Genomic DNA, 21,565 nt, shown 5'->3' with positions numbered 1-21,565 from the left:
TATAAGGAGGACTTTTTTATGAGTGTACATATCGAAGCAAAACAAGGCGAAATCGCTGAATCTATTCTATTACCTGGTGATCCATTACGTGCAAAATATATCGCTGAAACATTTCTAGAGGACGTTACTTGCTATAATAATGTGCGTGGTATGTTAGGTTTCACTGGAACTTATAAAGGAAAACGTGTATCTGTTCAAGGTACAGGTATGGGTGTTCCTTCTATTTCTATTTATGTAAACGAATTAATCCAAAGCTACGGAGTTAAAAATTTAATTCGCGTTGGAACTTGCGGTGCAATTCAAAAAGATGTAAAAGTTCGTGATGTTATTATCGCAATGACGGCTTGTACTGATTCTAATATGAACCGTTTAACATTCCCAGGATTTGATTTTGCACCAGCTGCAAACTTTGACCTTTTAAAGAAAGCTTATGATGCTGGAACTGAAAAAGGATTACACGTTCGTGTCGGTAACGTTTTAACAGCAGATGTGTTTTATCGTGAAAGCATGGACATGGTTAAAAAACTTGGAGATTACGGTGTATTAGCAGTAGAAATGGAAACAACTGCTCTTTACACATTAGCAGCGAAATACGGTGTAAATGCATTATCTGTATTAACAGTTAGCGATCACATCTTCACTGGCGAAGAAACAACATCTGAAGAGCGTCAAACTACATTTAACGAAATGATTGAAATCGCTTTAGATGCAGCAATTCAACAATAATACACTAAAGAACTTGTCATACGTCTGGCGAGTTCTTTTTATGTGACTTTTTATAAATAACTACTTTATAAAGAGACAGATTTCTCCCCTCTACTTTCTTGTAACGTTTGTTATAATAAAGTGAAACTTTAATCAGTGGAGGTTTTTTCCATCCCCCACTGATTATTAGTTGAACCAATCGGATTTTACGGGCAATTGATTTCCCACTTAACTCCCTTGTATTCGCCGAATTTTGAAGTGGGAGTCTTATTGCCCGTTAAAGCGGGATAAAGAAATCATTTACAGTATTTCTCATAAGAGGTGACGTAGTGAAAAACAGAAGTATCGTCTTTAAACTATTTTTATTAACATCCACTTTATTTACAATCATATTCCTACTTTTTTTCCTAGGACAATCTCTATTTTTAGAGAAATTTTATATTAATAAGAAAGTAAAAACAGTCCAAACTGCTTTTGAAAAATTCGTAGATAATTATGATAAAAGTGATAAAAGTTATGAGCAGGTTAGAAAACTAAAACAAGAATTTCATGATAAAACAAATGCCGATATGCAGTTTTTGGACTCTAACGGTATTATTAAAAGTGATAACAATTACTATATCGATGTATTTAATCCCAACAATAATAAACAGTATTCCATTCCACTCAATAATCTTTTAACACCAGAAGAATATAATAAATTCGAAAATTTAGGTTTAAAAAAAGATGTAATAATCAATGTTGATGGAGTCGTACAAGAGAATAATATAATCACACCACAAAAATTAGGAACGAATTATAATCAATGGCAGAACGAACATTTCTATTCGGATTTTCAGTCAATTAATGGTAACCCTTCTAAGAACAGACTTGCAAGCCGATACAAATCTACAACTCGAATCGTCTTTACAGGTGTTATAACTAAGTTACAGCTCCCATCCAAAGCTGAGGTTCGTCTTGCAAATGATATTGAAACATTACAAGCCGTTCAATATTTTGCAGATATGATTAGAGAGGGAACTTCTAACTCGAACCAATTAAGTACTTTCATATTAGATGGCGGAGAAAATATAAAAAATAGTATCTTTGTAAAACCGATTATAGAAAATGGAAGGATTACAGAATACGCTTTTGCGATAGCATCTTTGCAGCCTGTTAATGAAGCGATGCTCGTTTTAAAAGATTATTATGTCTATGCCTTAATCATCGTGTTTCTCGTAATTATTTTGTTATCCTTCTACTACTCAAAAATCATTGTTAAGCCATTAATTAAAATAAATCGTGTTACAAAAAAAATGGCTAATTTTGATTTCAGCGAGAAATTACCTGTTACAGCTGACGATGAAATTGGCGGGCTTTCTGGCAGTATCAATACATTATCTGTAAATTTAAAAGATCGAATCGATCGATTAAATGTTGCTAATACAAAGTTACAACAAGATATTGAACGTGAACGTCAATTAGAAAAAACAAGAAAAGAATTCATTTCTGGCGTATCACACGAATTAAAAACACCGCTAAGTGTAATTAGAAGTTTTGCAGAAGGAATTAAAGATGGTGTTAGTAAGGATACTTCGTATTATACTGATGTTATTTTAGAAGAAACAGAAAATATGAACAGGCTGATTGTTGAAATGTTAGAATTAGCAAAGTTGGAATCTGGTACTTACAAACTAGATATGACGACGTTCTCAATCGGTGAATTAACGCAACAAGTCTACACAAAATTATTATTTAGCATGGAAGAAAAACATTTACAAGTGAACATCGATGCAGACCCTTCTATACTTGTTAAAGCAAATCGCAGTCGCATTGAACAAGTAGTTGTGAACTTACTAAGTAATGCAATCCGTTATACGCCAGAGGGAGAAAAAATACAAGTCTCCATTATAGAAGCAGAAGATACCGTAAAAGTCGAAATCGAGAATACAGGAAACCCTATCCCTGAAGAAAGTCTTGAAAAAATTTGGGATCGCTTCTATCGTCTAGATGCATCACGTAGCCGTCACACCGGAGGTACCGGTCTCGGATTATCTATTGTAAAAAACATTTTAGACCTCCATCATGCCGAGTATGGTGTGTATAATACGACTAACAGTGTTGTATTCTATTTCAATTTACAAAAAGTAAAAGAAGTCAAATAATTTGTCTTAATTTCACTAGGAGTTCACATGAAATTCACACTCTCCCTTTATAGTAAGAAACAAGTTAATCCTTTCCTTTACACATATAAAAGAGGAGAGTGCGTGAAATGAAACAAGCAGGACAACCTATTCAAAATGAAAAACAATTAGAAACTATCAAAAATATACTTTTACAATCTTCGAAACGTGATGGCTTATTATTCGTATTAGCTGTAAATTCTGGCTTAAAAGTAAGTGAAATCTTACAATTAAAAGTTAGTGATGTAATCGATGAAAATGAAAATGTTCGCCATTCCATTTTATTTTACAATGAAAAAGTGAAGAAACATAAATGGTTTGCTGTAAATGAAGACTTACAGCACGCAATCGAAGACTACATGAAAGAACGTAAAACTTGGAAACGTAATGAACCATTGTTAAAATCTCAAAAAGGAACAAAATCTATTACGAGACAACATGCATGGTACATTTTAAACAAAGCCGCAAAAGAAGTTGGATTAGAAGGGATTAGCTCACATACACTTCGAAAAACTTGGGGTTATTGTGCATACAAATCAGGTGTTGATATTGCGTTTTTACAACACTTCTTTGATCACAGTACTCCATCAAAAACTTTAAAGTATATCGGTATTGCTTAATAACTCTTATACATAAAAAAGGTTACCATTTTAAAATTTGGTAACCTTTTTTATATTTCGTATTCTCTTTTCTTGTCTCTCCTATACTGTAGTGGTACTCTAATAATAAGGGGGAGAAATTATGAACACACTTACAATTGAATTACCAAAAGAAACGGCTGAAAAACTTGATTTATTAAAACAAGCTTATGAAAAGAAAACAGGTGCTTCTATCTCTGAGAGCACTCTCGTTCAAACACTTATCTCAAAAGAATTTATCCAAGCGATAACTCCTTTTGATTTACAACAATTCGTCAATGGAAAAGAACAGCATTAATCGCTGTTCTTTTTTTATCTCTATTTAAAATATACAAAGTTTTTTATATATTTTTAGAAAAACCATTGACAATGATAATGATAACCATTATCATTTATTATGAAGCCAACAATTAATGAATCAACCAAACGCTCAGTAACATTGTTACCCCTCTTTTTCATATAGAAAGGCACTGTACATTCCCCCTGTTTGTACAGTGCCTTTCTTGTTTATTATCATTCAAAAAAATTTAATTGCTCCGGCTTCGGCTCACCATATGTAATGTTCATCATTTTCATAAGCTGTTTCGCATTATCTGCTGCATCCCCACCTGAATTGTTGTTAAACAGTACGTATATATCCTTTGTTTTCTTTTTTAATTGCTCTAGTCGTTCAACCCATTCTTCCAGTTCTTTATTGTTGTAGCGATATAAACAGCGAACCGCTCTCCAATTTTCCCCTTTATCAAGCCAACCATGAACATTTCGACCGTGAAAACGTATTAATGCCATGTCTAAATTCGTAACCTCTAACACAAGTGGCACAGAACCTATCCCAGCCTGGGGTTCATCACAAATTGTATGAATCCATTTCTCCTGTTCTAGAAACTGTAACGTCTTATCTCTCATTTCTGGATAAAACCATGTTTGATTTCGAAATTCTATTGCACATGGTAAACCTTCCATTTTTTCTTTCGTATATCGAAGAAAATCTACATTTTTCTTTTTGCAATCAAACCATGGTGGATATTGAAATAAAATTGTTTTTAATTTATCAGCTTCTATTAAAGGAAGAAGAGACTGTTTATACACATCAAACATCTCATCGAACGTAGAAAAAGGAATTTCACCTTTCATATGTCCTGTCATTCCTTGATACGCTTTTACGACAAAAGAAAAATCTTTCGGCGTTTCCATTGCCCATTTTATATAATTTCGTGCAGGTTGCATTGCGTAAAATGAACTATCCACTTCCACAATAGGAAAATACTCGCTGTATGTTCGTAATTTATTTCTATTTTCATAGGGATTTATGTATAAAGAATCATGATCTCCCCATCCTGTCACTCCAATAAACAGCACATATACCCCTCCCTTTTTAACTTCATCATCTATTCACTTTGCATCATGTAGCCTTTTCTTTAAGGGTATCCTTATAAAAATATGATATACTATATGGAAGAATTTTTAAAATGAGGGGTTATTTATTTATGCTTCCAAACGATGCTACTGTATCTCATGAAAAACGAATTGAAGAACTAGAAAATAAAGTACGTTTTTATGAAGAACTTGTGAATCAATTACCACATCATTTCACATACAAAAATCCACATATTGGTTTACGAATAAAGAAAACTAGAACGACTCATTCCATTCAAGAAATACCAAAAGAGAATAAAGAGGCTCATTTTCAACTTACTTGTGATTCATTATTTTTATTTGAACAACTTGAAAAACACTTTGTACATATTTTTGATGCCTTTTCACATCATGTAACCATTATCGATAGTAAAGGGAATATTACTTTATGTAATCAAGTTGCTGCAGATGATTTCGGTATAATACGAAATGATATTATCGGAAAACCGATTCAACAATTACTAAACTTGCCGGAAGAAAAAATTAAAGCGATTGAAACATTAAAAACGGGAACAGAAATATATAATGAAGAAGTTTTAGACAAAAACTATGGCATTATAAATAACCGAATTATTCGCGATTATAACGGGGAGATTTTTAGAGTTATTAGTGTCTTTCATTATTTAAATACAGAACGTGATGCAGAGAAGTTTTCGTTAGCAGGGCGAATCGCAGCTGGAATTGCACACGAAGTACGAAATCCTCTTACAACAGTACGAGGATACTTACAATTTTTACAAGAAAGCGTTTCTCCATCAAATAAAGAGTTATTTAAAAACTTGCTTATCCCTGAATTAGATCGTGCAAATAATATTATTACAAAATTTTTAGCCATTTCAAAAACACGGGAATTTACAAGAGAACCGTTTCCCATCAATACATTTTTACGTGACTATATTCAACAGTTACTAGCTAGTGAAGTTTCCTTGCATAATATTTCAATTGATTATAACTTCTCTAATGAATTAGATGATATTTTAGTCAATATTGATCGACATGAACTTGTTCAAGTGTTTTTAAATCTATTTCAAAATGCCGTCGATGCTCAAGGCGACAAACCTCTTTCTATTCAAATTACTAGTTATCGCCTTAATAACTTCATTCGGATTACTTTCACAGATAATGGAATTGGTATTCCTCCAGCTATTCAAGAATATATCTTTGACCCATTCTTCTCAACGAAGGATTCGGGAACAGGACTAGGCTTGTCAGTAACAAAAAAAATCATCCAAAATCATAACGGCACATTAAAAATGACTAGTAATGAAGATGGTACAACTTTCACTATTTCAATTCCAATCTTACCTAAAACAACCCTTGAAAAATTAAATCAATGTAAATAGAGGACTAATCCACGAACTACATGCCAATTGTTAAACACTCCCAACAATTAGCATGTAGTTTTTTATGTTGCACTTTTCTTCTTTACATTATATAAACCTTTCTCTATATCTTACTTATTTCTTTCGTAGGTGGGCCAATTTCTTATTTTTTTAGAAATGGTAGTTTGTCCATCACGAATTTAGTATAAATTTCATTTTAATATATAGTAATGACTAATGATTCTATGAAAGAAAAGAATGAAAAGATGAACAATAAAAACAAAGGAAAAGTATTTTATGGTAATGATTGTTGCGAAGTAAGAGCATGTAGCCATATTAACATCCCTAAGTCAGAACTTACAGAATTTGTTAGACTTCTTCAAGCTCTTGGTCAAGCTATTCTAGTTCAATATGGATCTGGTTGCCTAGGGGGAGGAACTACGGGGACTACTGGTGCTCAAGGGCCTCAAGGCGCTCAAGGACCTGCGGGCGATACAACTGCGACACTATCTGTCATCCGAATTTACTAACCACAATTTCCGAAAATATTTTGGGAGGACTAAGCACATTTATAAGTAATAGATGTGATTTTGATTGTCTATTAAATCTCTCTTTTAATAAAAAGGAGCACTTGTTTGGGAGGATAAGTGCTCCTTCTTTACGTTTCTTTACCTCAAATTTACTCTATCTTAATCCCCATTTTGTATGATAAATAATGAAGTCAAAGATATGAAAGAGGGATGAAAAATGAGATTTATGTCACCGATACGCATTTGGATTGCTCTTATGATATGCATTATTTTATGTGTAGGATTTTTTTTAACTCTAAAATATTCCACTATTTCAAAAGCAGAGAGAAAAACAGTTCCATACAAAATTTTGTATACGAAACAAAGCAACATCCCTTATTCCAATGCAACAAAAAATGAAAAGAAAGTTATAACGGGAATGCTTATTACGAAAGCTTCTAGTTCCGAAGCGTTACTTCAAATTGCTGAAACGATTAAAGATCAGTATACAAATAAAAAAATCGATGAAATTACACTTTCTATCCACAATGAAAATAATGGTAATTACGAAGAAGAATTACCTTACGAACCTATTAGTAAAGGAAAAATAATTGTCACATTCGATTCTCAATCCTTTGGCAATACAAACATTATACTTAACGAGTAGTAACTAGTACGGAGAAGGGATAATTTCAATCGTTTAAAGTTTCATTTTGTTTTTCATACAAAAAAGAGGCGAATTTCATTATTCGCCTCTTTCTTTTACCAAAATGAAGGAATCCATTCTTTCACTTTATCAATCCACTCTTGTTGCTCTTTTTTTCTTTGTTGTTCCTCTTCTTTCCTTCTCTTCTCTTCTTCTTTTCTTCGTTTTTCCTCTTCTATTGTAGTCAATTGTTTTTTATAATCAGCCTCAGATATGAGCGATAACTGAAATGCTTTTTGAGCTGGATTTGCGTTCGCTTTTTTCATAATATCCCGGAACATTGTCGTCGTAATTTGACTACCACCCGGAACATAATGATCGCTATCTGTTTTATCATATCCTACCCAAATCGCACCTACCAAATCTGGTGTGTATCCAACAAACCATGAATCCTTTGCGCCGGTGCTTGGGCCATTTACAATTTGAGTAGTTCCTGTCTTACCGGCCGTATCAACATTATTAACTTTCGCCTTTTCGCCCGTTCCCTTTTCGACAACGCCTTTTAATAAATATGTCATCTTTTGAGAAATTTTCTCGCTTGTCACTCGTGTCTCTTTCTTATACCACTTTCCAATCGTTTCACCTTCCGCATTTTGTATCTCTCTAATCGCATGAGCTTCCACTTGAACACCATCATTTGCAAATGTACTATACGCTTGAGCCATTACAAATGGGGATGTTCCTACATGCATACCGCCTAAAGCGATTGGATACGTACGATCTTCTGGCACTAATGGAATACCAAATCGCTCTAAAGATTTCAATCCTTTATCTAATCCAATCTGTTCCAATAGCCAAACAGCCGAAACATTGTACGACTTTGCCACAGCTTCATACATTGTCACATCACCGTGAAAAGTATGATCGCTATTTTGTGGTTTATATTCTTTAATATTAAATGGTTCATCTTTCAATATATCGTATACTTCATACCCTTGCTCTAACGCGGGTACATATACAGCTAAAGGCTTTAACGTTGAGCCAGGTTGTCTTTTTAATTGGGTTGCATGATTAAACTGTAAAAACTGGTACGGTCCTCTCCCTCCAACTAAAGCTGGTACACCACCTGTTTTTGGATTCATAAGAACTACACCCGTTTGCATCAGTTGGTCTGAGCCATTATCTTTGAAATAACTATCATTATTCACAACGTCTTCTACAGCCTGTTGTTTTTTCGGGTCAAGCTCTGTATAAATACGATAACCACCCGCTAAAATTTCATTTTGTGTCAATTCGTACTTGTCCATTGCTTCTCTAACAATATAGTCTACATATTGAGAATATTTTCCCTTGTATTTATCATCCACACCACGTTTTAATACAAGACCGCTCTCTTTTTCTTTATTATACTGTTCGTCAGAAATATACCCTTGCTCTTTCATTAAGCTTAATACGACATTACGTCTTTCAATTGACTTGTTAAAGTTTTTATAAGGTGAATATGCAGATGGTGCTTTAATCAAGCCTGCAATCGTTGCAGCTTCTGAAATTGTTAAATCTTTTACCTCTTTATCAAAATAAGATTTTGCTGCCCTTTTTATACCCCAAGCACCTTCCCCAAAATAAATTTGATTCATATACATTTCAATAATTTCATCTTTTGTATAAGTACGTTCTATTTTTTTTGTTAAAAAGTATTCCTTTATTTTACGAGAAAATGTACGATCTTGTGTCAGAAATACATTCTTCGCAAGCTGCTGTGTAATTGTACTTCCCCCAGCTACAACTTCTCCTGCTGTAATATTTTTAAAAACCGCACTTATAATTCCACTATAATAAATACCATGATGGTTAAAAAATTCCTTATCTTCTACTGCAACAATTGCCTGAACCATAATATCAGGAATATCTTTTCTTTTAACGCCTTCTGTTTTCGAAGAAGCTAATTTAGTTGCGACCTCATTATTTGCATCATAAATTAAAGTCGGTTGTGGAACAGCTTGTTTTAGTTCAGATATGTCTTGAATGGAAATTATTATATTTACAGCAATAAATAGAGTAACGAATACACTTCCCAATACAATTAATGAATTACGAAGTTTCTTCCTCTTATTGAACCACTCAAGCATTTTTTTAAAATGAGTGTTCTTCAATTTCATTCGTTCACTTCCTTCATTTATTTACACTCTTCTTTTTAAAAGGAAGAATATACCGCCTTTTAAATTTATTATAATAACGTAGTCATTCCTATAGTGTAAAGCTTTTCTTTTACATTCATACTTTTTGCAAGAAAAGGACATTCTACAAGTAAGATATTCACTATTGGATATTAATATTATTAATAGAACAACGAGAGTTATGTTAAGTTTTTGTAAACTTTTCGATAAAATGTTTTAAAAAACGACAGTTTTTTGTTAGAATTGATTAGCCAATATATTTTACATATATTACTTTTGTGGGGGTAACAATAATGGTCTTTAAATCAAAAAAAGATAAATTTTCTGAAATGTTAATGAATGTTTCCGAAAATTTAAAAGAAGGCGCGCAGTTTTTCGTGGAGTATAAAATTAAAAATGCTAGCGATTTAAAAGAGTTTTCTATGCGCATGAAAGAGTATGAGTCAAAAGGTGACTCATTTATTCACGAAATCATTATGGAGTTAAACAAAGCGTTTATCACTCCGATTGAGCGTGAGGACATCCTACAACTTGCAATGAGTATGGATGATGTATTAGACGGATTAGATCACAGTGCTGGTCTGTTCGAAATGTATTCTATTACAGAAGCTGATGAATACATGATTAAATTCGTAGAAGCAATTAATCAATGTGCGATTGAGATTGCAAACTCTGTTGAATTAATGTCTAACAAAAAATTAGTCGACATTCGTACAAATGCGATTAAGATTAAGGATTATGAATCACAGTGTGATGATATTCGCCGTCATGCGATTAAGCACTTATTCTCTCGTGAAAAAGATCCGATTAAGATTATTCAATTTAAAGAGATTTACGAAGAGCTTGAAGAAGTAGCTGATAGCTGTCAAAGCGTTGCAAACGTATTAGAAACAATTATTATGAAGAACGCGTAAGGAGTTTGATCATGGATACACTCTTGATACTGACCGTTTTAGTAGTCATTTGCGCTTTAGCTTTTGACTTTATCAATGGATTTCACGATACAGCAAACGCTATTGCAACGGCTGTTTCAACGAAAGCTCTAAAGCCTAGACATGCCATTATTATGGCGGCTATTATGAACTTTTTGGGCGCAATGACATTTACAGGTGTAGCAAAAACGATTACAAAAGATATCGTTGATCCATTCGCCTTACAAAATGGTTCTCTTGTAATTTTAGCTGCTTTGCTTGCGGCAATAGCTTGGAACTTAATTACTTGGTACTACGGTATTCCAAGTAGTTCTTCGCATGCAATTATCGGCGCAATCGCAGGTGCTGCAATTGCGGCCGCTGGGATTAGCTCGCTAAATCTTAAAGGATTCATTAAAATTATTGAAGCTTTAATCATTTCACCGATTATCGCTTTTGTTATTGGTTATATCGTATACAGTATTTTTAAAGTAGTATTTAAAAACTTTAACTTAACGAAAACGAATAAGAACTTCCGTATATTCCAGATTTTCACTGCAGCATTACAAGCCTACACACACGGTACGAATGATGCACAAAAAGCAATGGGGATCATTACGATGGCACTTATGGCTAATAACTATCATACTTCTAGCGATATCCCGTTCTGGGTACAATTATCTTGTGCTGTCGCAATGGGGCTTGGTACTTCTGTCGGTGGATGGAAAATTATTAAAACTGTCGGTGGACAAATTATGAAAATTCGTCCTGTAAATGGTGTAGCTGCCGATTTATCATCATCACTTGTTATTTTCGGTGCAACATTCATTCACTTACCGGTTAGTACGACGCACGTTATCTCTTCTTCTATTTTAGGGGTTGGTGCTTCTCACCGTGTGAAAGGGGTAAAATGGGGAACTGCAAAACGTATGTTAATTACATGGGTTATTACACTTCCTATTTCAGCTTCTTTAGCTGCTCTGTTTTACTACCTATTACATTTTGTTTTCTAATCAAAAGTCGTCTTCCTTATTTTTCTAGGAAGACGACTTTTTTGTGAACAAGCCTATTTCTCATTAAAAAGCGTGTATAATAATTGATGGATAAGTTATTTAGAGGAGTTGGCAATTTTGGAATACATCATGTTACTTTTCATCGGACTAATCGCCGGAACAGTCGGCAGCCTAGTTGGGCTTGGAGGCGGAATTATTATTGTTCCGTTATTAATTGGATTACACAGTTTATCACCACAACTTGCAGTAGGGACTTCTATGGTAACAGTCGTTTTCACAGGACTATCTTCCACCCTTACTTACATGAAGCATAAGCGAGTAGATTATAAAAGTGGACTTATTTTATTTATCGGAAGCGGCCCTGGTGGTATTATCGGATCATGGGCAAATAAATTTTTAAACCAAGACACATTTTCTTTATACTTTGGGATTTTCCTTATATTCGTCTCAATTCTACTTATGCTTCGAGACAAATTAAAACCTCTTTCCCTCTCAAATACGTCTGTAATTAAGCGTTCTTTTACAGATAATGATGGAAATACTGTACACTACCAATTCCCACCGTTTCTTGCTATCTTTATCGCCTTTATAGTTGGGTTTATATCTGGATTATTTGGAATTGGTGGCGGTGCCTTACTTGTTCCAGCAATGATGCTTCTTTTTGCATTCCCAGCACATATTGCAGTAGCAACTTCAATGTTCATCGTATTTCTATCAGCAATTGTAAGTTCTGCAACTCACATCTCACTTGGAAATGTCAGCTGGATTTATGCATTAATCCTGATTCCGGGTGCATGGATTGGCGGAAAAATCGGGGCTTACATTAATACAAAACTAAGTGGTAACGCCGTAATTAATTTATTACGTATTACGTTGATTATTCTTGGAACTAGATTAATCATTATTTCCCTTTTATAACGTATTCTTTTTAGAATGCGTTTTTCTTATACACATGAATATAAAAATCCTCCGAGGAGAACAAATAAAATTAAACAAACACATAATAACATATAATTTGAAATATGTACTTTCTTCAAGTTGACCACTCCTATAACTGCGACTGTTATCTTTATGATAGCGAAAAAATAGTTCACTTGCAGTTACAGAGTGCTAACAATGCAAAATCAATTATTACAAATTTTATCCTTATATTTCATTTCTTTGTATATTCTATCGATTTAATAAAAAAAGATGTCATATTGACATCTTTTTTAATGAAGAAGTGACCACCCCATGAAGTCTTCATGTACTTGGCACGCCCTCTTATCGTTTCGATCATATAATTCAGCATAGCTATCTGTTTCTTCATCATAAGCCATCGTATAAATAATTTGGCCGTCTACTTCAACGGATAAAACGACTCCACCTTTCATCTCTTCTACATGAATGATAGCATTCGCCGGAATTCTCATATCCGTCATTCTCATCGCATCTAACAATATACTAAACCCCCTACAGCGTATTCATTGCTAGTACTATTACACACTAAATAGTATACTACTGTAATAGCATACATTTCGTCAATGAAATTGCTGTTGAAATAGCATATTGTCTATATACATATACGCTAAAATAGAAGAAATAGAAACATATTAATGGGGGGCTAACATTGATTCTACACAAAGGAGATGTACTATTCCGTCAAGGCGAGGACGGTCCTTTATACTTTATAAAAACAGGCTTATTAAAAGTAGTTCGGCTAGAAGAAGACGGAACACCATTTTTATTCAACATTATCGTTCCAGGTGAAACGATACCTCATCATTCTTTAATTTCACCGAAAGAATATCACGGTACAGCTATCGCTTTAATAAAAACAGAAGTGGAACCGATCACTAGTAGTGAATGGTACGAGAGACTTCAAGCAAATCCCGAATCGTATGCTAACATCGCTATGCAATTACAATCTAAATTAAGAATGATGCAACAACGAATTGATCAATTGACAACCGTCTCTCCGAAAGAACGTCTTCATCGTTTACAAGAATGGTTCACCCTATATTTAGGTGACATTCCTATATATGAAATATTAACACAAACCGAAATTGGTCAACTGATAGGTATACGCCGTGAAACAGTAAACCGTTTATTACGAGAACAAATAAAAAACGAGGTAAAATAAATACCTCGTTTTTTTGCTTATTGTAAGCTTGTTGCTGGGCCGAAAAATTCATAATGAATATGCTCTTGTTTCACACCTAAATCAGTTAGTGCAGCATTTATATGCTTCATAAATGCTACTGGACCACAGAAATAAAACTCTGCTTCAGTTGTCGGAATAATAGTTTTTAACCATTCACTTTCAATGAAACCTTCTTTATCAAAGTTCTTCATTTCTAAATCTTTTTCAGTCGGTGCAGAATAACAAGTATATGCTTTAACTTGTTCATATTCATTTTCTACTGCCTTAACGTCTTCTTTCATTGCATGTGTATTACTATTTATTGCTGCATGAACAAAATATACATTACGTTTTGAATCTTGTTCAATTAACGTATTTAACATACTCATCATCGGTGTAATCCCTACTCCACCACTAATTAGTACAACTGGTAATGTTGAATCCATATTTAACACGAAATCTCCCGCTGGTGCACTTACTGGTAAAACATCTCCTTCTTTTACATGTTCATGTAAGTAATTAGACACTTTACCGTCTGGTGTATCTACACCTTTTTCTTTTTTTACACTAATACGATAATATTCTTTCCCAGGAGCATCGGATAAACTGTATTGACGATTATGTGTATATGTCTCACCTTCAATATTGATTTGAACCGTTACATATTGACCTGGGATGAATGAAGAAACTTTCCCTCCATCTTCAGGTTTCAAATAAAATGACGTAATAACATCGCTTTCCTTCACTTTTTTAACAATCACAAAGTTGCGGAAGTCTTTCCATCCACCTTCTTTATGTGCAGCTTCTTCATACATCTCTGCTTCAATGCTAATGAATGCATCAGCAATGACACCATATGCTTCTCCCCATGCGTTTAAAACTTCATCAGGTGCACCTGCGACCTCTTTAATGGCACGCAGTAAACATGTACCTACAATCGGGTAATGCTCTGCTTTAATACCTAAACTTCTATGCTTATGACCAATTTGTTTTACAACTGGAATAATAGCTTCTAAATTATCAATGTACGTTGCAGCTGCATAAACAGCATTCGCTAACGCTTGTTGTTGTCTTCCCTTTTTCTGATTTGTATGGTTGAAAATATTCAATAACTCCGGATGTTCCGAAAATAAAATTTCGTAAAATCTCGTTGTAATTTCAACGCCTTTTTCTTGTAATAATGGTACTGTTGACTTTACGATTTCAATTGTTTTTACACTTAACATTGTATCCCACTCCTCTATTTCCTTAACTATTTTTAGTTTAACTGAATCTTATAATGCAGATTGTGATTTTAATCACTATTAACACGGTGTTTTTGTGAATAATATATGAACATTATATTTACAAAAGAAAATAAGCTAACTAGAATTCTAGCTAGCTTATTATTTTGTTTGTATAGCTTGTTCAATTACTTTTATATCTTTCCCATCGCCAAACTCCGTATACCCCCAGATATTCGTTTCACCTCTATATTTATTTACGATGATATCCAAGTCATGATATACACGGTGGGCATACACTACATACTCAATATTTTGAAGTTCCACACCTTTTTTTACAATTTCATAGCTTCTATTTACATCGCGTTTTATTTTTTCATTCTTTATTTCCATATGTATATTTTTTAAAGATTGTTCTTGCTGTTGAAACCATTGCTTAAATTGATTCCAATCCCCATCTGTATAATTCTCTGCTTTACCGTAATTTAAGAAATTATTATAGCTTTCATGTGTCATTCGAATAAAATCTAGCACTTTTGTCTCTTCTTGCACATCTTCTATTTGAGCTATTGTATTTACCTCAGCAGGCTTATTCGCATAATGTAACAGCACATTCATAAGACTATAACTCGCAATAATCATCACGATAATAATACCTAATACATTTAACAATTTCTTCATATACAGAACTCCTTCTCTACTAAAAATATTACAACGTATGACTATACTTGTAACATTCTCTTGTAGAAATATAATTCCTGTATTAATTCTTCCTATCATTTCGACAATATTTTTCTATACATTTCTCGTTGGCAAATGTTCTTGTAGAACAATATATCCTTCATAAGCTGTGTAACCGAGTATAGCCATTAATCCAATATAACAAGCAAATACTGTCCATTTCGTTTTCGCATCCACTTTATAATAGTTTTCTTGTTGTTCCTTTTCTGTTTTCCATTCATTTAATTTTCTTTCTGACGCTTCAAATGCTTCCCTTATGTGAATTGTATACTCATCTTTTTCATCTTCATATGGAACATAATCTAACGGTTCGAACTTTGGTAAAAGATACTCTAACACTTCCATTTTTTGAAGTTCACCTATTTGTAACTCTTTTTCCCGTTCTCTTTGTCTTAATGCATTCATCTCATGATGCATCACGTATATAGTCCGATGTACAGCACCCGTTTCTTTTAATTCCTCTTCAAGCCTAGTAACATATTCTTTCATTCCATCAATTTTATGCCCTAATTCCTTAATCGGCTCATCTCTCTTTATTACTCTATATAACTCCATACAACCGATAATAACAATAAACCCTCCCAAAATACTTTTAAAGTAAATTGAATAGCCAAGTAATAAAATAAGGCCTGCTCCCCAAATTTTAGTACTGACAACTGAAATAATTCGCCCACCATCTAGCGGCGAAACGGGAATTAAATTAAAGAAATTAATCATACTTCCAAGCAAAATAACAAGCGCCCAAAATGGCTCTTTCGTCATTATATAAAGCGGTATCGCTGGTAAAAATGACAGAAGTCCGAAAAGCGGACCCATATATGCAATGTAAGCTTCATCTTTCGCATTTTTCGGCATCTCTTTCATTCCAATAAGAGCCCCCATAAATGGAATAAAGATTGCTGGCGATGTTGGGATCCCCTTTCTTTTCGCAGCCCATAAATGGCCCATTTCATGAACAAACAACAAATAAATGAGCGCCACTCCAAATTTCCAACCATATAGAACTGCGTATGCGCCAAGCGATAGAAACATACTAAATACCGTTGAAAACTTTGCTAATTTAAAAATTGCAAATACCCACTTTAACTTAGACAGTAAAAATAGACCTATCGCAACAATAATTCCCCATAATCCTTTTTTATTATTTTTCATATTCCTCTCCTTTATCTCTCATTAATGAATCATATCATTCATCAAAGCTTGTTCTTTTCTCTATTATGACATATTTTTTTCTATTGTTAGAAATAATGTTTATATAATCCATTTTCAGCTAAAAATATAAATAAAAGGAGGTGTACACAAATGAATTTACAATCTCTTATAATAGGTGCTCTATCGTTTTTAGCTTCAACTCTTATTTTTTATACCGTTAGTTACGTATTATTATTAGATTTGTTGCCCAATCACGTATTTATTGCCCTTGTCATCCTTTCCGCTCTTATGATTTCTTTTCTTATTACACGAAAATCAATGAATGAGCCATCTACAAAAGCAAAGTAATAGAGAGGGGTGCTTTCCCCTCTCTATTATCATTTCCTAGGAAAGGTCATATAGATTTGACGAGTTTACATTCATTCCAATCCGTAAGGGCTAATTAAAGTCTCACTTTATCTTTGAAAATTCATTTTTTCACCATAATCTTTAACAATCTGAATTATATTTTGAAACACACCTATTTTTTCTTTTTCACTGTTTAATATTTTCAAATCATAATTTTCGTAATATGTTTCTAATGATTTTAATTGTGATTCTGAAGCGCTTTTTATCGGAACAGTAGCATGTAATTCATATTGCTTATACCCTTCCTTTACTTTTTCACCTAAAATCATTTCACTCTCTTTTGCTCCAATTAATTTTTGAACTTTTTCTGGAAAATTGAGTTGCAAATAATATTCTTGCTCCTTCACTAACTTATTGTATAGTGATTGTGAAATCGTATACCGTACTGTATAATTCACGTTTTGATCGCCTGTTTTAATATGAAACGCGGTAATCTGCAAATCTTTTTTTGTTACTTCCGTTAAAGGGCTTACCTGCATCTCATCTTCTTTTTGTTCTGAGACATTTGGAAATATATCCAAAAGCTTTTCCGTATCTTTTTCATTCAACATATACATAGCTTTCTTATATTGCACCCATCCTCGTCTATCTTCTCCCCTTAACCATGCATAATAAGTTTCTTTTTTCCCATCTCTACTAATTTGTATTTCATATTCAGGTTCACCGAAGCTTCCTGTTATTTCTTGTTTCTCAGCTTTATTCAAAATGTCTATTACTAACTTCGCTTCTGATTCCTGCAACTTTTTCTCTTTATGTTTTTTTTGTATAACGGTTACCCCTATTGTTTCTTTCACTTCATTCACCGTCTCTTCTACTTTTTTTGTTTCTTTTTTCGGCTCAACTTGACCACAAGCTGCTAGTAACATAACAAACAACAACACCAATACATATTTCCCTTTCAAATTAATCCTCCTCTTACGATAAGAAATCCTTATAACCTTCATACATAAAACAAAAACGTGACATCCTATTAAATACGCTATACTAATCATTGAAAGGAGGTCTTTATCATGTCCATTAATTTTCATGATGAAAATAATAAGTACACATATGCAACAAGAAACGCTCATATTTCTTGGGCTGAAATGGTAAAAAACATTACAGAAATACAAAACAAGCAAATAATTGATATCGGCTGTGGTGGTGGGATTTATACGAAAGAACTCGCTCTTATGGGAGCCAATAATGTTGTGGGACTTGATTTTTCAAAAGAAATATTACAAGCTGCAAAAGAAAATTGTAACAACTTTCCAAACATTTCATTCATCCACGGTGATGCACATAATATCCCATACCCTAATGAAACATTTGACATAGTTATTTCGCGTGCAGTTATTCATCATTTACAAGACATTCCTACATTTTTACGTGAAGCTTCTCGTATATTAAATAAAAACGGTGTACTTATTTTACAAGATCGAACAATTGAAGATTGTACAATTCCAGGAAGTCCCGAACATATTCGCGGATATTTTTTCTCTTTATTTCCAAAACTTATTGAAATAGAGTCAAAAAGACGTCCAAAAACCAACACTATACAGACTGAATTGCAAAAACATTCTCTTCATGTACTTCCCACACAAACACAATGGGAAATACGAAAAATACATGATTCTGTAGAAGCATTATTGCAAGATTTATCTCCTCGAACAGGTCGATCCATTCTATATGAGTTAACAGATGATGAACTTTCTCAACTTCTACAACATATACAGACCGCATTACAAAACGTCTCTCCTATTATTGAAAGAGATCGATGGACAATTTGGAGCGCGATGAAGTTGTAAGGAAGGAAGCCTCACAAAATAATGTGAGGCTTCCTTTTTTCATAACCTAATTTTGCAACACTCTTGATATCCTCCACTTCTGGCCTGTGCACTTCCACACTTCGGACATACTAAATATCTAGACTGATTTGTCAACAAACTACCTTTTTGAAAGAGTAAAACTTCTGCTTGTTTAAACGAACGCGAATAATATAACCACATAAAACCAATTATAGCAATAATGCCAAATAATACTCCCATCGCAAGCATTTCAGTCACCTCTTTTGGTTTGTTCTTTCCAGCAAGTGGATTGTTGTATTATTCTCTGTAAATTCAAACAATCCCTTCTTTACTCCTATAAATATCAACTTTCTCTATAAATTTTACAATTCTCCGCAAATTTTTACTTCCATTTTACAATTCATTATTCCTTTTGCAACAACGAATATCACTTTCGATATTTCCGTATATAAATATATCTTTCAAAAAACATATTGACTTTCTAAAAAAAACATGCAACAATACTGTCAGAATACTTGAATAAAAATTCATTGACGAGAACGAGTACGTTATAGAACTGTTCCCCAGAGAGTTGGCGATTTGCTGAAAGCCAACGTTCAGCGCGTAACCGAAAATCATCTCCGAGAAGTAGAACCGAATGTTACAGTAAGTTCTTACCGGCCGTCCCCCGTTACAAGGAACACGTATCATGTTGTACGTTGCAAAGCCGTATACATATAGATTTATTTCTACATGTGTAAATTAGGGTGGTATCGCGGGTAAATATAACTCGTCCCTTTCTTTAGGGACGAGTTTTTTGTGTTCTTACAAATGAATGAAAAAGGAGGAAAAACAATGAACACTGTATCAAAAAAACATATTTTTTTCACGGGTCTTATGCTATTTTCTTTATTTTTTGGGGCAGGTAATTTAATTTTCCCTCCCATGCTTGGGCAAAACGCAGGTGAAAACTTTTGGCCAGCAATGATTGGATTTTTACTAACAGGAGTTGGCTTACCACTACTTACTGTTATCGCAATTTCTCTATCAGGAAATGGAATGCAACAACTTGCAAGTCATGTTCATCCATTATTCGGAATTTTCTTTACAGTGGTTGTATACATTGCCATCGGTCCATCCATGGGCATCCCACGTGTTGCAAATGTCGCTTATGAAATGGGTGTTAGTTCTTTCTTGCCAGAAACAATCCGCTCTAGCAGCCTAGTACTATTTGTATATACAATCATCTTCTTTACTATCGTATTTTGGCTGAGTTTGAATCCATCTAAACTTGTTGATCGTATTGGAAATGTATTAACACCTATTTTATTACTCTCTATTTTCTTATTGTTTGTTAAAAGTGTATTTACACCACTTGGACAATCAGGACCAGCAATGCAAGAGTATCAAACTTCTCCAATCTTCAAAGGCTTTATGGAAGGCTACTTAACAATGGACACCATTTCAGCACTTGCATTCGGAATTATCGTTGTAAATGCAATTCGCTCTAAAGGTGTGAATGATCGTAAGTCCATTGCCATCGCCACAGCAAAAGCAGGGCTTATTGCCGCTACAGGGCTCGTACTTGTATACGGTGCACTCGGCTGGCTTGGGGCAACTAGCGTCTCGCTCGGATATGCAAAAAATGGCGGACAGCTACTTACTGTTATCGTACAACAATTATTCGGTCCATATGGTTTGCTCCTATTATCTCTTATCGTTACACTCGCTTGTTTAACGACATGCGTTGGACTCGTCTCTGCGTGCAGCCAATATTTTTCAACATTATTGACTACATTTTCATACAAAACGTTCGCGAGTATCATTTGCGCATTAGGATTACTAGTTGCCAACTTAGGTTTAACGAAAATTATCGCAATCTCTGTTCCAATTCTGCTTGTTGTGTATCCAATTGCAATTGTACTTGTACTACTATCATTGCTTCATAAATACTTCGGTGGATATCGCTCTGTTTATGTAGGTGCTTTAATCGGAGCAGCTGTAGTAAGCGTATTTGATGGATTAAAACAAGGTGGTATTTCAGTTTCATTTATCACACCATATTTTGAATTTATCCCTTTATATAATGAAGGAATCGGCTGGCTAATACCAGCATTAGTAGGAGCTCTTATTGGTCTTGCAATGGCTAAGCTAAGCGGTACGAAAAAAGTTCCATTAGTAACCGACTCTCACGAAGTAAAAGCCTCCTAAAAAAACTCCCAAAAGGGAGTTTTTTTACATTTGATACGCAGCATGATTAAAACTGCTTATTTTATAAGCTTTCGTATAATATTCAATATTCGTATCAACTGTTTCTACCTTGACAACATCATAGTGCTCTTCTTGCTTTACTAAAAATAAATAGTATTCCTCTGTTGCCTCAATAATCGCAATTTTATCTGTTTCAACATTATATTGTTCACAAAGCGCTTGTAATGCGTTCACATAATCCCCTAATTTTTTAGACTTATCCATTCCGAATATAGTTTGAACTAACATATACATTCTCCCCTTTATATGTACTGTTAACACCTCGATGATAACGCTTACATTATTTATCGTCAATAAAAACATTCAATTGTTTTAACGCCAAATCTATATTGTATCGAGCCAATAATCAGCGAGGAATTCCCCGCCAATTAAAGCTTCACTTT

General features: G+C 33.9%; 23 protein-coding genes and 1 other annotated feature. Of the genes, 14 read left to right on the top strand and 9 right to left on the bottom strand.

The window, feature by feature from the left end:
* Nucleotides 1-18: 18 nt before the first annotated feature.
* From deoD to ACTFRY_RS11685, 4 genes are all read left to right on the top strand, one after another.
* Entirely contained in the window at nucleotides 19-726 is a 708-nt protein-coding gene (gene deoD, locus ACTFRY_RS11700; protein ID WP_000110707.1) for a purine-nucleoside phosphorylase, read from the top strand.
* A gap of 308 nt (nucleotides 727-1,034) precedes the next feature.
* Entirely contained in the window at nucleotides 1,035-2,849 is a 1,815-nt protein-coding gene (locus ACTFRY_RS11695; RefSeq protein WP_000797516.1) for a sensor histidine kinase, read from the top strand.
* A gap of 107 nt (nucleotides 2,850-2,956) precedes the next feature.
* The gene (locus tag ACTFRY_RS11690; protein WP_000806236.1) at nucleotides 2,957-3,487 is read left to right on the top strand and encodes a tyrosine-type recombinase/integrase; all 531 of its coding nucleotides are present in this window, start codon (nucleotides 2,957-2,959) and stop codon (nucleotides 3,485-3,487) included.
* 121 nt (nucleotides 3,488-3,608) lie between these two features.
* Complete coding sequence (locus tag ACTFRY_RS11685; protein WP_001094860.1) at nucleotides 3,609-3,803, top strand: DUF3924 domain-containing protein; 195 nt, start codon at nucleotides 3,609-3,611, stop codon at nucleotides 3,801-3,803.
* 215 nt (nucleotides 3,804-4,018) lie between these two features.
* Here ACTFRY_RS11685 and ACTFRY_RS11680 read toward each other — a convergent pair whose 3' ends face one another.
* A complete protein-coding gene (locus ACTFRY_RS11680; RefSeq protein ID WP_098616291.1) occupies nucleotides 4,019-4,864 on the bottom strand; it encodes a DUF72 domain-containing protein in 846 nt (281 codons plus the stop codon).
* A 128-nt stretch (nucleotides 4,865-4,992) separates the two neighbouring features.
* Here ACTFRY_RS11680 and ACTFRY_RS11675 point away from each other — a divergent pair, with 128 nt between their 5' ends.
* The 3 genes from ACTFRY_RS11675 (at nucleotide 4,993) to ACTFRY_RS11665 (ending at nucleotide 7,419) form a co-directional block, all read left to right on the top strand.
* Nucleotides 4,993-6,264 (top strand): ATP-binding protein, encoded by a 1,272-nt coding sequence (locus tag ACTFRY_RS11675; RefSeq protein WP_098616292.1) that lies wholly within the window; start codon nucleotides 4,993-4,995, stop codon nucleotides 6,262-6,264.
* 224 nt (nucleotides 6,265-6,488) lie between these two features.
* Nucleotides 6,489-6,773 (top strand): hypothetical protein, encoded by a 285-nt coding sequence (locus ACTFRY_RS11670; protein ID WP_016117477.1) that lies wholly within the window; start codon nucleotides 6,489-6,491, stop codon nucleotides 6,771-6,773.
* Nucleotides 6,774-6,990: 217 nt separating this feature from the next.
* Entirely contained in the window at nucleotides 6,991-7,419 is a 429-nt protein-coding gene (locus tag ACTFRY_RS11665) for a hypothetical protein (RefSeq protein ID WP_098616293.1), read from the top strand.
* Nucleotides 7,420-7,514: 95 nt separating this feature from the next.
* On the opposite strand, the gene ACTFRY_RS11660 is transcribed toward ACTFRY_RS11665, so the two are convergent.
* Nucleotides 7,515-9,557: a transglycosylase domain-containing protein gene (locus ACTFRY_RS11660; RefSeq protein ID WP_070757138.1), complete on the bottom strand. Its 2,043-nt coding sequence runs from the start codon at nucleotides 9,555-9,557 to the stop codon at nucleotides 7,515-7,517.
* 311 nt (nucleotides 9,558-9,868) lie between these two features.
* Between ACTFRY_RS11660 and ACTFRY_RS11655 the strand changes: the two genes are divergently transcribed.
* The 3 genes from ACTFRY_RS11655 to ACTFRY_RS11645 all read left to right on the top strand — a co-directional run bounded on the left by ACTFRY_RS11655 (nucleotide 9,869) and on the right by ACTFRY_RS11645 (nucleotide 12,417).
* The gene (locus ACTFRY_RS11655) at nucleotides 9,869-10,489 is read left to right on the top strand and encodes a DUF47 domain-containing protein (RefSeq protein ID WP_000231447.1); all 621 of its coding nucleotides are present in this window, start codon (nucleotides 9,869-9,871) and stop codon (nucleotides 10,487-10,489) included.
* 11 nt (nucleotides 10,490-10,500) lie between these two features.
* Nucleotides 10,501-11,499 carry an inorganic phosphate transporter gene (locus ACTFRY_RS11650; protein ID WP_000380270.1) on the top strand — a complete coding sequence of 333 codons (999 nt, stop codon included), beginning with the start codon at nucleotides 10,501-10,503 and terminating at the stop codon, nucleotides 11,497-11,499.
* A 117-nt stretch (nucleotides 11,500-11,616) separates the two neighbouring features.
* Nucleotides 11,617-12,417, top strand: a complete 801-nt coding sequence (locus ACTFRY_RS11645; RefSeq protein WP_000455762.1) for a sulfite exporter TauE/SafE family protein — start codon at nucleotides 11,617-11,619, stop codon at nucleotides 12,415-12,417.
* 293 nt (nucleotides 12,418-12,710) lie between these two features.
* Here the strand turns inward: ACTFRY_RS11645 and ACTFRY_RS11640 are convergent, their stop codons facing one another.
* The gene (locus tag ACTFRY_RS11640) at nucleotides 12,711-12,938 is read right to left on the bottom strand and encodes a hypothetical protein (RefSeq protein ID WP_000883009.1); all 228 of its coding nucleotides are present in this window, start codon (nucleotides 12,936-12,938) and stop codon (nucleotides 12,711-12,713) included.
* A 170-nt stretch (nucleotides 12,939-13,108) separates the two neighbouring features.
* Here ACTFRY_RS11640 and ACTFRY_RS11635 point away from each other — a divergent pair, with 170 nt between their 5' ends.
* A complete protein-coding gene (locus tag ACTFRY_RS11635) occupies nucleotides 13,109-13,621 on the top strand; it encodes a Crp/Fnr family transcriptional regulator (protein WP_000600585.1) in 513 nt (170 codons plus the stop codon).
* Between the two features lie 17 nt (nucleotides 13,622-13,638).
* On the opposite strand, the gene hmpA is transcribed toward ACTFRY_RS11635, so the two are convergent.
* The 3 genes from hmpA to ACTFRY_RS11620 form a co-directional block, all read right to left on the bottom strand.
* Nucleotides 13,639-14,847 (bottom strand): NO-inducible flavohemoprotein, encoded by a 1,209-nt coding sequence (gene hmpA, locus ACTFRY_RS11630; RefSeq protein WP_000953763.1) that lies wholly within the window; start codon nucleotides 14,845-14,847, stop codon nucleotides 13,639-13,641.
* Nucleotides 14,848-15,006: 159 nt separating this feature from the next.
* Nucleotides 15,007-15,525 (bottom strand): hypothetical protein, encoded by a 519-nt coding sequence (locus ACTFRY_RS11625; RefSeq protein ID WP_000735229.1) that lies wholly within the window; start codon nucleotides 15,523-15,525, stop codon nucleotides 15,007-15,009.
* Nucleotides 15,526-15,639: 114 nt separating this feature from the next.
* A complete protein-coding gene (locus ACTFRY_RS11620) occupies nucleotides 15,640-16,737 on the bottom strand; it encodes a site-2 protease family protein (RefSeq protein WP_000794491.1) in 1,098 nt (365 codons plus the stop codon).
* 150 nt (nucleotides 16,738-16,887) lie between these two features.
* Here ACTFRY_RS11620 and ACTFRY_RS11615 point away from each other — a divergent pair, with 150 nt between their 5' ends.
* Nucleotides 16,888-17,085 carry a hypothetical protein gene (locus ACTFRY_RS11615; protein WP_001053357.1) on the top strand — a complete coding sequence of 66 codons (198 nt, stop codon included), beginning with the start codon at nucleotides 16,888-16,890 and terminating at the stop codon, nucleotides 17,083-17,085.
* Nucleotides 17,086-17,192: 107 nt separating this feature from the next.
* On the opposite strand, the gene ACTFRY_RS11610 is transcribed toward ACTFRY_RS11615, so the two are convergent.
* Nucleotides 17,193-18,047 (bottom strand): hypothetical protein, encoded by an 855-nt coding sequence (locus ACTFRY_RS11610; RefSeq protein WP_000677063.1) that lies wholly within the window; start codon nucleotides 18,045-18,047, stop codon nucleotides 17,193-17,195.
* A 108-nt stretch (nucleotides 18,048-18,155) separates the two neighbouring features.
* On the opposite strand from ACTFRY_RS11610, the gene ACTFRY_RS11605 reads away from it, so the two are divergent.
* Nucleotides 18,156-18,932 carry a class I SAM-dependent methyltransferase gene (locus ACTFRY_RS11605; protein WP_000026283.1) on the top strand — a complete coding sequence of 259 codons (777 nt, stop codon included), beginning with the start codon at nucleotides 18,156-18,158 and terminating at the stop codon, nucleotides 18,930-18,932.
* Between the two features lie 39 nt (nucleotides 18,933-18,971).
* Here the strand turns inward: ACTFRY_RS11605 and ACTFRY_RS11600 are convergent, their stop codons facing one another.
* Nucleotides 18,972-19,181, bottom strand: a complete 210-nt coding sequence (locus ACTFRY_RS11600) for a hypothetical protein (protein ID WP_000880630.1) — start codon at nucleotides 19,179-19,181, stop codon at nucleotides 18,972-18,974.
* A 272-nt stretch (nucleotides 19,182-19,453) separates the two neighbouring features.
* Nucleotides 19,454-19,712: a binding site (T-box leader), on the top strand.
* Between the two features lie 54 nt (nucleotides 19,713-19,766).
* Between ACTFRY_RS11600 and brnQ3 the strand changes: the two genes are divergently transcribed.
* Nucleotides 19,767-21,122 (top strand): branched-chain amino acid transport system II carrier protein BrnQ3, encoded by a 1,356-nt coding sequence (brnQ3, locus tag ACTFRY_RS11595; RefSeq protein ID WP_001099175.1) that lies wholly within the window; start codon nucleotides 19,767-19,769, stop codon nucleotides 21,120-21,122.
* A gap of 24 nt (nucleotides 21,123-21,146) precedes the next feature.
* On the opposite strand, the gene ACTFRY_RS11590 is transcribed toward brnQ3, so the two are convergent.
* Entirely contained in the window at nucleotides 21,147-21,485 is a 339-nt protein-coding gene (locus tag ACTFRY_RS11590) for a DUF3922 domain-containing protein (protein ID WP_115735452.1), read from the bottom strand.
* Between the last annotated feature and the right edge of the window lie 80 nt (nucleotides 21,486-21,565).

Origin of the sequence: Bacillus cereus group sp. MYBK195-1, assembly GCF_051916605.1 — a bacterium.
GTDB classification, from domain to species: Bacteria; Bacillota; Bacilli; order Bacillales; family Bacillaceae_G; genus Bacillus_A; species Bacillus_A cereus.
The sequence above is the reverse complement of the archived record's forward strand: the minus strand, read 5'-3'. Positions and strand labels throughout refer to the sequence as shown.